The sequence below is a fragment of the Sphingobacterium nematocida genome, from assembly GCF_900168125.1.
In the GTDB taxonomy this organism is placed as follows: Bacteria; Bacteroidota; Bacteroidia; order Sphingobacteriales; family Sphingobacteriaceae; genus Sphingobacterium; species Sphingobacterium nematocida.
In genome coordinates this window covers 290,713-301,532 of record NZ_FUZF01000003.1, presented here as the reverse complement: position 1 = coordinate 301,532, position 10,820 = coordinate 290,713, and the positions used below count along the sequence as shown (strand labels likewise).

General features: G+C 39.3%; 10 protein-coding genes. 3 read left to right on the top strand and 7 right to left on the bottom strand.

The window, feature by feature from the left end:
- Positions 1–87: 87 nt before the first annotated feature.
- The 6 genes from B5X76_RS05685 to B5X76_RS05660 all read right to left on the bottom strand — a co-directional run bounded on the left by B5X76_RS05685 (position 88) and on the right by B5X76_RS05660 (position 5,021).
- On the bottom strand, positions 88–1,401 hold the full coding sequence (locus B5X76_RS05685) for an NAD(P)/FAD-dependent oxidoreductase (protein ID WP_079642055.1): 1,314 nt from the start codon (positions 1,399–1,401) through the stop codon (positions 88–90).
- Between the two features lie 177 nt (positions 1,402–1,578).
- A complete protein-coding gene (locus B5X76_RS05680) occupies positions 1,579–1,911 on the bottom strand; it encodes a 2Fe-2S iron-sulfur cluster-binding protein (RefSeq protein WP_079642054.1) in 333 nt (110 codons plus the stop codon).
- A gap of 41 nt (positions 1,912–1,952) precedes the next feature.
- Positions 1,953–2,957 carry an NAD(P)/FAD-dependent oxidoreductase gene (locus B5X76_RS05675; RefSeq protein WP_079642052.1) on the bottom strand — a complete coding sequence of 335 codons (1,005 nt, stop codon included), beginning with the start codon at positions 2,955–2,957 and terminating at the stop codon, positions 1,953–1,955.
- Positions 2,958–2,961: 4 nt separating this feature from the next.
- Positions 2,962–3,399 carry a MarR family winged helix-turn-helix transcriptional regulator gene (locus tag B5X76_RS05670; RefSeq protein WP_079642050.1) on the bottom strand — a complete coding sequence of 146 codons (438 nt, stop codon included), beginning with the start codon at positions 3,397–3,399 and terminating at the stop codon, positions 2,962–2,964.
- An 86-nt stretch (positions 3,400–3,485) separates the two neighbouring features.
- The gene (locus B5X76_RS05665) at positions 3,486–4,226 is read right to left on the bottom strand and encodes a hypothetical protein (RefSeq protein ID WP_079642049.1); all 741 of its coding nucleotides are present in this window, start codon (positions 4,224–4,226) and stop codon (positions 3,486–3,488) included.
- A gap of 399 nt (positions 4,227–4,625) precedes the next feature.
- The gene (locus B5X76_RS05660; RefSeq protein WP_079642047.1) at positions 4,626–5,021 is read right to left on the bottom strand and encodes a hypothetical protein; all 396 of its coding nucleotides are present in this window, start codon (positions 5,019–5,021) and stop codon (positions 4,626–4,628) included.
- A 243-nt stretch (positions 5,022–5,264) separates the two neighbouring features.
- Between B5X76_RS05660 and B5X76_RS21935 the strand changes: the two genes are divergently transcribed.
- Genes B5X76_RS21935 through B5X76_RS05650 form a run of 3 tightly spaced genes read left to right on the top strand, consistent with a single transcriptional unit; the run spans position 5,265 to position 9,641 of the window.
- The gene (locus tag B5X76_RS21935; RefSeq protein WP_176140995.1) at positions 5,265–5,438 is read left to right on the top strand and encodes a hypothetical protein; all 174 of its coding nucleotides are present in this window, start codon (positions 5,265–5,267) and stop codon (positions 5,436–5,438) included.
- Positions 5,439–5,456: 18 nt separating this feature from the next.
- Positions 5,457–8,933, top strand: coding sequence for a DEAD/DEAH box helicase (locus tag B5X76_RS05655; RefSeq protein WP_079642046.1), 3,477 nt, complete (start codon positions 5,457–5,459; stop codon positions 8,931–8,933).
- A gap of 15 nt (positions 8,934–8,948) precedes the next feature.
- A complete protein-coding gene (locus tag B5X76_RS05650) occupies positions 8,949–9,641 on the top strand; it encodes a hypothetical protein (protein ID WP_079642044.1) in 693 nt (230 codons plus the stop codon).
- Positions 9,642–9,750: 109 nt separating this feature from the next.
- On the opposite strand, the gene B5X76_RS05645 is transcribed toward B5X76_RS05650, so the two are convergent.
- Positions 9,751–10,746: an acyl-ACP desaturase gene (locus B5X76_RS05645; RefSeq protein ID WP_079642042.1), complete on the bottom strand. Its 996-nt coding sequence runs from the start codon at positions 10,744–10,746 to the stop codon at positions 9,751–9,753.
- Between the last annotated feature and the right edge of the window lie 74 nt (positions 10,747–10,820).

Genomic DNA, 10,820 nt, shown 5'->3' with positions numbered 1-10,820 from the left:
TTGTACGGGATCATCAATAATAAAGGCGGGATTTTATAAAATCCCGCCTTTATTATTGATATTAAAATAGTCTTGCTTTGACTGGTCTTAAACTTTCTGTTCTTTTGCGTTATTGACTGGTTGCGGTCTGTCGTAACGATGTGTAATCAATCTGATTCCCGAGTTTTTCGTGAAGAACTTAAGTGTCCAGTTTACAAACGTTATTAATCTGTTGCGGAATCCGAAGATGGATACTAGGTGGACAAACATCCAGGTCATCCATGCTATGAATCCTTTCATATGTAACTTACCCATGTCTACTACAGCTCTGTTGCGGCCTACTGTAGCCATAGAACCTTTGTCAAAGTACTTGAAGTTCTCTTCGTTAGGTTTTCCAGAAAGAATATTCATGATATGCTGAGCAACGTATTTACCTTGTTGCTGTGCTGCTGGTGCTACTCCTGGAAGTCCGCGAGGTGTCTCTTCGGTAATCATTGCAGACACATCTCCGATAGCGTATATGCCGTCAAATCCTTCCACCTGGCACTGTCCGTTGGTACGGATGCGATTTCCTCTTTCGATGTAATCGGCATGTATACCTTCTGGAAATTGTCCTTTTACCCCTGCACCCCAGATAACGGTTTTGGTTGCGATACTTTCGCCGTTGTTGAACGTGATGGTATTACCGTCGTAACCTGTCACCTGTGTGTTGACCATTACTTTGACTCCCAATTCTTTTAGGTAGCGTTCGGCATCACGGGATGATTTTTCTGAAAGTGCACCTAATATTTTGCCCGTACCTTCTACAAGATATACCTTCATTTCATTTTCAGAAAGTTCTGGATAATCTTTCTTCAGCATGTGCAATTGAATTTCGGCGATTGCACCGGAAAGCTCGACCCCTGTCGGGCCACCACCTACTACAACAAAATTAAGGTAGCGTTCGCGATCAGAAATATTTTTGCGAAGTACGGCTTCTTCGAGATTTTGTAATACGTAACTACGGATATTTAGGGCTTCTTGAATACTTTTCATCGGAAGGGAGTATTTCTCTACTTCCGCATTACCAAAGAAGTTGGATGTTGCGCCGGTTGCGATAACCAGATAATCGTAATCATAAGTTCCTACCGAAGTGTGTACTTCTTTTTTGTCCTTGTCAATGCGTAATACCTCCGCCATACGGAATCGGAAATTAGGCTGCGATTTGAACATTTTACGGATCGGAAAAGAAATGGCATCGGCAGCTAACGTTCCCGTAGCAACTTGATACATTAATGGTTGGAACACGTGAAAATTGTTTCGATCGATCAACACTACTTCCACCTCTTTGTCTTTAAGCTTACGCGCAACTTCCACACCTCCAAAGCCTCCACCAATAATGATTACTCGAGGGAAAGAACGTTCTGTACGATTCAACAACATATATCGTTTGTTTTATTGTTTTAAATTTTAATACAAATATCTTAAAAAAATATAATATTTCAATAGCAAAGTTTTATTGATCTGCTCTTATTTTTGCAATTAAAACAGTGTTGACTAGTATATAAAGGCATTTCTAGTTGTTTAAACAAGGGTGTCTTAGTGTTTTTTGTACACAGTTTATTGTAACGCGCCTCGTAGCCTAATCGATAAGCCTTGATTTTGGTCCGTCAATCGGATTTGACAGGCTAGTCTGCTGTTGTCATCGGCATCGGGTAAGGTATCCAGCATGTCAAGCTCTTGATCTTCAGCGTGCGGAAGATTCTCTGCTCCGGCTTTGATTTCAACATGGCAGGTGGCGCATAGCGCCATCCCCCCACAGGTAGCTAGCACTTCATAGTCGGATGCTTTCAGGATTTCCATTAGACTTAAGTTAACATCCGTAGGGACTTCGATGGTGGCTGTACTACCATCGCGGTCTTCAATTTCTATTTCAATAATATGTTCGTTCATTTTTTATGTAACCTTTATCACCACCATAACCTTTATCACAGTTAAAAGGCATGGACTCCATTTACGGTGGTATATTTAAAACTCAGTTTTTGATCGGGATAAACATATTTAAATGCGGATTGTACCATCAGTGTTGCTTCGTGGTATCCACATAGGATCAGTTTTAGCTTGCCAGGGTAGGTGTTGATATCACCTATGGCATAAATACGTTCTACATTGGTGGAATAGTCAAATGTATTTACCTCTATGGCATTCTTGTCAATGTTGAGCCCCCAGTCTGCTATCGGGCCTAATTTTGGTGTAAGTCCATATAGGGGAATGAGGTAATCGGCATCTAGTAGGAGTTCTTCTTTACTTTTATTCGATAGTTTGACATGGGATAGAGAGCCATTACCATGCGCGCTCAGAAGGTTATGAGACAGTAATAGGTCGATTTTTCCTTTTTGCGCCAGCTCGTATACTTTGTCTGCGGAGTCAGGTGCACCTCGGAAGCTATCGCTGCGGTGTACTAATGTTACTTTTTTTGCAAAGTCACTTAGGTATATTGTCCAGTCGAGGGCAGAATCACCTCCGCCTGCAATGATTAGGGTTTTATCGCGGTATGTCTCTGGATTTTTGACCATATAGTCTATTCCCTTGCGTTCGAAGGTGTCAATACCTTCCAGTTCGGGTTTTCTAGGTTCGAAACAACCCAAACCACCAGCGATGGCTATAGCTTGGCAATGTACACGGGTATCGTCCGAAGTAATAACAATGTAAGACCCGTCTTCTTGTTTTTCGACTTTTTCTACGCGTTCGCCTAATGTAAATGTAGGTGCGAACGGTTTTATCTGCTCCATCTGATTGTCTATGAGTTCCTGTGCTTTGACAACAGGATATCCAGGGATATCGTAGATGGGCTTGTGTGGATAAATCTCGGAGAGTTGACCACCTACCTGTGGTAATACATCAATTAGATGGCAACGCATTTTCAACAAACCGGCTTCAAATACGGCGAACAGTCCAACGGGACCGGCCCCAATAATGCAAATATCTGTTTGTATCATGATACTATTTTTGAGTTAAGTTATCGTATATGGTGTTTAATATTCGTGTAAAGTGGGCAAAGTCTTCTTCGTTCAGGTTTTTCCATGCCTGCATCCTGAATTCAGCTACTTTGGGAGCTATCTCCTGTATTTTGTTCTTTCCTTTTTTTGTAATCTGTAGGCGTAGGGAGCGACGGTCGGAAGAGTTGGTTATCCGTTCGGCAAGTTCTTTCTTTATCAATAAATCGATGATCCGAGTTAGGGTCGGTTGATCTTTACCGCATAGTTCGGCCATCTCCTTATTGGTAAGGTCGGGGTTTTCATAAATGGTACGTAAGACTGTCCACTGATCTACCGTCAGTTCAAATTGGTGGTCCGTAAAAGCCGTTTGGGCATACTGTTTCACCTTTCTCGCTGTACGGTCGAGAATAAATGAGTATTGATTGTAACTTTCGTTTAGCATAACAATAATTAGTGTAACAAATATAATTATTGCTTTGCATAATTTCAAGAAAGTTGGTCATATGTAGGTAATAGTCGATTTGTATATTACAAGTTGTAAGCTGCGATGATACCAACAGGGTTTAAATCTTCTGAATTTAATAAGAACGTGTAGCTTCCATTTTTGGTAATGTAAAGAATGGAAAGGGAGACTACTATACTGTCGTAATGCTGGTCTTTTGGTTCGAAGATGAGTGTCTGGGGGGTAATTGCTTCCCCATTTTGACTGTATATTGGCAGTTCAATTTCGTGACTCCCGATGACTTCAAAGCGATTGAATCCAAAATCAAAACCTATGGCTTCGATTTTTAGCATAACATGGCTGCAGTTTTTTGGGATGAAAAAATTACGTTGTGCGTTAATGGCTGGAAGCGATAGGGACGTGGTGCCATCGGATTCGAAAGATACCTTTGGATTAAAGTATAGGTAGTCATAGAGGTGGGACTTTTCATTAAATTGAAAGTCTACTAACCTTTGGATGTTGCCTCTTTTAACGTGGAGATCTCCTTGGTCTTGTTTTCCATGCCCCCGTAACACACGTTGCATTTGCTGCTGTAACCGATTGTGCATTCTACTATCGTGCATATCCAGATGTAGGGGTCTGAACGCCCGACGTATTAATGCACCAGCAGAACTAGCGGTTCCAAAGTCGCGAGATGCGGCTTCTGTCCATCTCGTTTGTCGTATTTTGTCGGACGGTTTGGTCTGTACGACATTTTTGTTTCCAACTTTTCGATTGACCAGATTCCCAATCTGACCTCTCAGATATCCATTTTCGATTATCGCCATTAACTAAAGGTAATCATTTAAATATTTGAAAAACAATATTTTGTAATTTTTATGGAATTGAGAATCGTGATGTACTGACGTTTATGAAATTTGAAATTGGTGGTGCTTTAGGATTATGAAATTAGCAATTGAGCGCTATGATACCCTAGTGTAGATATACTATAGATGTAGTGGAGAACCTACTGAGAAGGCAGCTGTGTACGGGGTGCCTTCTACACTAAAACAAATTGTTACCGATTATAACATGCTGTCAACACGGAGACAACACGGAGTCAACACGTACAGAAGTGCTTTTAGGGCTGAATATGTTGTGCTTTATCTGTAGATGATTATCGGATAAAACTACCTTGTTGAATATACGATTATATTGTTGAATAGATTAAAGGATATCGTATTCTCTTAGCTTTCTCGTGTTCCTTTTTTGCAGTCCGCTAATTCCGTTTCTAACCGTATAATCTTTTCCGATTGAAGTTGTTTAGTCTCTTCTAATAGTTCTAATTGCTTTTTTAATAAGCTGATCATTGTGTTTGGCTCCGGTTCATAGGGTATGGTGTGTTCCTCTACTACATCTGGTTTGAGTGGTTTTAGCATATCGCCCTTTCCGGTTACTAACCATTCTGCATTTATCTCGGGGAATTTATCTAATATTTTAGATAGATAAATATCGGATATTCCAGATTTTTGATGCGATCGATCCACAAAACCTTTTGCTAAGCCTGTTTTTAATAAAAAATCTTTTGGCCTAATGGATTGATTTTCAATAAAATCTATGATTCTTTTTCTAGCTGTATCCAAAATATTTGATATTTATTTGTTTTTATCTAAAATATTAGCCTATCTTTGTTTTGTTGATATAGATAGTTTAACACTAAACAAAACTAATAAAAAACACGAGAACTACTATAGGAGATTTACCAATGATATTGCGCTAAAAAGCTGTTTTGTTCCTATTTAAATCAACAAAAGATATCCAGTTATGAATTATTTCTGCAACAGGTTTGTGCAGGATGTGATAATATTAATATAAACTGATGAATTATGGAACTAAACAAAAAGCTTTTAATCGAACGATTGTCTTCAAAATTGGAGCTGCAAGGGAGATTTCTCTGTGATTATTTTATCGGGGATGAAGTTAAATCGCATTTGATAGAGTTTGTGAAATCCCTGAAATACCATGTCATAGGACCGATAGCTGGGTCAGCAACCAATTAAAAACTAATACTAAGTCATATGAAAGAGACCGTAGAAACGGACGCTGTAGTGGTGTCCAAGGCCACTGCTTTGCCTAAGCGTAAGGCTTCCGAACCTTTTTTGATTCCATGGGAGAGTAATGAGAATGGTGGACTGATGATGTCGATAACCTATTTAAAAGGATATTTTCGCGGACAAGACTCTCTAACGAAGGTTAAGTTTGATTTGGATTTTGAGCACAGTGTGTTTGACAATCATTATGAGTTTGAAGTGAAAGTTTCAAATACAGAAAAGTACATTGTTTCCATTTCTTTGACTTCTGCTTTTATGAAGGTTCATTGCTCTTGTAATGATAATAAAAAAGGCTTGTGCCAGCATGCCTATTCTTTGATTAAAGATCGGCTCCGAGACAATAAGTTCTATTTTAAACACTTATATAATGAACAATGGAACTACCCTAATCAGCAGCAGCGTAAGCTTTTTAAAGTTTTAGTTGCTAACGTATTTTCAAGGACACCGAAAGTAATTTTAGAAGCTGTGGCTGGGTTGGGAAGAATTTATAGCTACCCATTTGATAAATCAAGCCCAAGTTTATTAGATGTTAGATTTCATTTTGAAGAGTTAGCTCAGAATGAAAAACAGAAGAGATTGGTTTTTGCAATCCCCATAGATAATGACATAAATGGGCTACCTCTTTTAATGCCTTTTTTAAGCAGAGATAGGCGTGGTAACACATTTCAATCCAGTTATTTGTTTAACGAAAATTTGCCACAACCGGAGACATTAACTAGTTATGAATTAGCATTGGACGCCGTTGCTCGCCAGATGTTAAAAATAAGTGAGCTTTCTTCCTTAGATGTTGTATCTCAAGATGAAAGGTGGGGCAGGAAGCAAAAGTTGATGAACTTGTGGTGCGATGTAATCGTGAATTATCTCAAGAATGATGATATATGTTTTTTCGAGTCGAATAGGAAAAACTACGATGTCGCAGAAATTGTACTTCGGAATTCATCGACAAATGTATATAAAAAGCTTAAGATAGGTGGTGAAGACTTCAAGATTAATATTCGGGTAATAGAAAGCCTTCAAGGCTTGCTGGTTGAGGTATTATTATACTATAAAGGAGTTCAAGTGAAATCTCCTAAATTTTTAAGTAGCAAGCATAGTTTTCTAATGAAAATTGGTAATAAGACAGTATTGTTTATCGATGATTTTTATATCGAACAGGTACTTAATAAATTTAAGCATTCGGATTTTAAGGTTTTTGTACTGAAGCAGGATATTGAATGTTTTTATGAGGATATCATAAAACCACTGTTGGAGAGATTTCCTGTCCAATTCAGCAGTTTTCGACCTGAATCGGATTATATGTCTACTTCCAGCGTTGAAATGCTTAGGATTTTAGATTTGAATGTGAGTGATGATTATTTGCATTTGGAGGCGAAAGTGGCTTTCGGAGATATTGCGGTACCGATTTTGGATTATCAGAACCCCCAGATATTGTGGTCTTGTGACAATCAGTTAATGGTGGCTAAAAGAAATTACAATGAAGAACTGGAGTTCGCTTCATTTGTTGCAAGTCAGCATGAGTTGTTTAATGATGAGTCGACGAGTCATTCGTGGAGATTACCTTTAGTATCAATCGCAAAAACCAGTTGGATTGAAAGGTTAAAGAGATCTTGTCGTGAAAATCAGATTAAGTTGAATTTAGATCGAATACAGCTCGGTTCAAAATATTATCCGTACGAACCGAAATGGAAAGTGCGGGATGTACTGACTCATGGAAATTTTTTGCATATCCAACTTAGCTTTAATCTTGGTAATCTATCTTTAGATTTGAGTGGTTTTGAAAGATATCTATTCGATAAGAAAAACTGGTACATTGTTAATAGTGATCAATATGTTTATATAAGTGATAGTTTACGGTCCATGTTTATTCCTCTATTTAGTCAGGGTCGGATAGAAGGTGAATATCTTGTCTTAACTTCTGCTCAATGTTTGTCTTTTCAGGCCGTTTTGGAAAAAATAGATCCTAGTATTATTAATGAAGGACTTCGCTCAAGACGGGAGAAATTGGAAAATATGAAAGAGATTCCTTTAGTTAGCGTTCCTGCAACTATTAAAGCTACATTAAGACCGTATCAATTGGCAGGATTGAGTTGGATGGCATTTCTACAAGAGTTTCAATGGGGCGGAATACTTGCGGATGATATGGGGTTAGGAAAAACGCTTCAAGTAATATCGCTTTTGGAGTATTATTATGAAAGAAACCCTAACTCTGGGCCCTCTATTATAATTGTACCTAATTCATTGTTGTTTAATTGGCAAAATGAGTTCCAGAAATTTGCACCTGCCAGAGAGATTGTTATTTATCATGGTACAAAACGTAAAGATATTTCTGAGTTAGGTGAAGGGTCGGTGGTATTGACTACTTATGGGACAGCTATGGCAGATGTTTTGTTTCTAAGGAACCTTGTTTTCAGTTATATGATTTTGGATGAATCCCAGGCAGTCAAAAATCGCAATTCTAAGAGGTTTGAATATTTATATGATTTAAAAAGTTCTTATCGAATTGCGATGACGGGGACACCGATAGAAAATGGGATTCAGGATATCTATGCACAGATGACCCTCGTTAACCCAGGCTTCTTTGGTAATTACCGAGCCTTCAATAATGCTTATAAAGGGATAGCGCAGGAAGAGAGCCGAGATGAAACGTTGGGAAGCTTGCAAAAAATGATACAACCTTTTATGCTGCGTCGTACGAAGATGCAGGTGGCACTAGACTTACCGGATAAAATGGAGACAACACTTTTGGTCGATATGTTGCCTGCACAACGAAAGGTGTATGATAAATATAGAAAAATATATCAGGGTGAGGTTGCTGATAATTTAAACAGTGCAGATCCTTCAAAATCTAAGTTCGTAGCTATGGAGGCGCTGAATAAATTGCGGCAAATCTGTAACTCGCCTGCGTTATTGAAAGATGAAAGTTTTAATTCAGATTCAATCAAGTTAGACCAGATTGAAGAGATCTTGTCTGAGGTTGTCCCGGGACATAAAGTGCTGCTCTTTTCCTTTTTTACAAGTATGCTACAGTTGGTTGAAGAGCGTGTTAAGGCGAAGGAGGTTGGTTATGCTTATCTCGATGGCAAGCTTTCTCAACAGCAACGACAAGAGGCGGTAGAGCGATTTCAAGGTGATGAAAGCTGCAGGGTGTTTTTGATTAGTCTGAAAGCAGGAGGCACGGGATTGAATCTAACGGCGGCTGATTATGTTTATATTCTCGACCCTTGGTGGAACCCGGCTGTGGAGGTACAGGCAATTGATCGCTGTTATCGCATCGGGCAGGAAAAGCATGTGAATGCCTATAAGATAGTTTGCAAAGATAGTGTAGAAGAAAAAATATTGGTATTACAGGAACACAAGAAGCAATTGGCTGACGGATTGATTTTGGATGAAACGAATTTGATGAAGACGTTGAGTAAAGAGGAGTTGTTGAAATTATTTGACTAACCAAAACTTTGAATTATGGAAAAGATAGAAACAGGTCGTAATAGCTATGCTGGTATGATGTACTCGTCGGATTTTGTGTATTGGTACACTTACCTAAAGCGACGGATAGCTAAGGGATGGTCTTCTGAAGAATTATCCTTCTTATTGGGGAAGGCCCCTTTTTATTACAATGATTTTGAGCTTATGCATGTTGTGGGAAAGTTTTTGCAAAATGAACGCATTATGTTGGATCGGATTTATCAAGATTCTACTGTCGAGCCTATTATGCCTGTCCGCGAGTCGTACGAAACTAATGAGGAACGTTTAATCCGAGTCAATATCGAAGAAGGGGATTTCTATCGGGAATTTGAACTTATTGTTCCTTGGACTTTTACACCTGAGCAGCATTACAAGGAGGCTGGCGTGTGGAAGTCTAGGAAGTATACGCTGCCCGAGTTAACTTTTAAAGAATGGTTGATTAATGAAAGCTTGGAAATGGCTTCTGATGCGACTATTGATATTCGTCATAAATTGAATAGGCTTCTTGAAAAAGGAGAGCTAAAGGAGGGAAGGTCGGCTATAGAGCTGTTTCAGGAAGTGGAGTTCACGGGGCGGCATAACCTAAAATTATACCCGAGGCATCTTAAGGATGGCTTGTACAATCTGATTAAAGCAGGAAAGGTGTATGTGCGGAATGTGAATGGTCGATATGTGTTTTTTGAGGTTTAATGGAATAGGTGAGTTATTATTTTTTAGCTATTTCTGGAATATGGATAAGTGGGAGAGATCGTATACTTAATAAAATAGCCCTTCATCTTAGATGAAGGGCTATTTAGTTTTATCCATATATCCACTTGAATTTATACTGTAGATCCGGTATTTTAATTCGGTCTGCTAGTCTCGTCAAGCGGTCTGGTAGTTTCATCAGATAATCTCTGGCTTTCTCGCCCTGTTCGTTCAATCCGGATACTTGATCGATTTTCCATTCGGTGATCAGTTCCTTCAGGATATCGACATAATCTAAAGCTGTATAGACATCTAGTCGTTGAGCTGCATCTGAAAAATGTGCGAAAGCTCCACCCTGTGGACCTCCTGATTCTCTTAAGAAGTGAGCGGGCATCACGATTTTCTTACGCATCATATCTTCAAAGGCTAACATAACCTCGCTTGGATCTACGGTCATCGCTTTTGAGACGAATGACATATAGGCTTTGGCATGTCTGGCTTCGTCGGCAGCAATAACTCCACACATTTTGGCCAATAGTTTGTCGCCACTTTTCTTGGAAATACCTGCTACACGACGGTGTGATACGTTGGTAGCCAGCTCCTGGAAAGAGGTGTATATAAAGTTGCGGTAAGGATCAGCACCTGTACCAATATCAAAACCGTCAGCGATTAGATATTGCGTGCTCATCTCAAATTCGCGCATGTTTATTCTACCTGAAAGGTAAAGGTATTTGTTAAGCAAGTCTCCGTGTCTGTTTTCTTCTGCAGTCCAGGCACGAACCCATTTCATCCAGCCTCCCTGTTCATTTTTTTCTACATCTTCCACCATGGTTAACCAAGATTCGTAGGTAGGAAGGGCTTCTTCTGTGATGGTGTCACCAATTAAAACGGCTACCAAGTCATAGGGAAGCTCCTGCGCGCTTTCTTGTAGATCGCGTATCTCTTCGAAGAAAGTGCTACGGGAAGAGTCTGGGAGAAAATCAGCTGGCTGCCACATCTGCTCCACGGGCTTTAAGTATTCACTCATCTCGTTGAGCATGAAGGGCTCTAGATAAGTCATTACCTCTTTCCTCGATCCTTCTGGTATATTTAAGGGTTTCTCTTGCATAATTAATACAAAATTAATTAAAATGCTTAGCATTCACGAATGGATACGAAAAAACCTTTCTGTGTAAATGTATA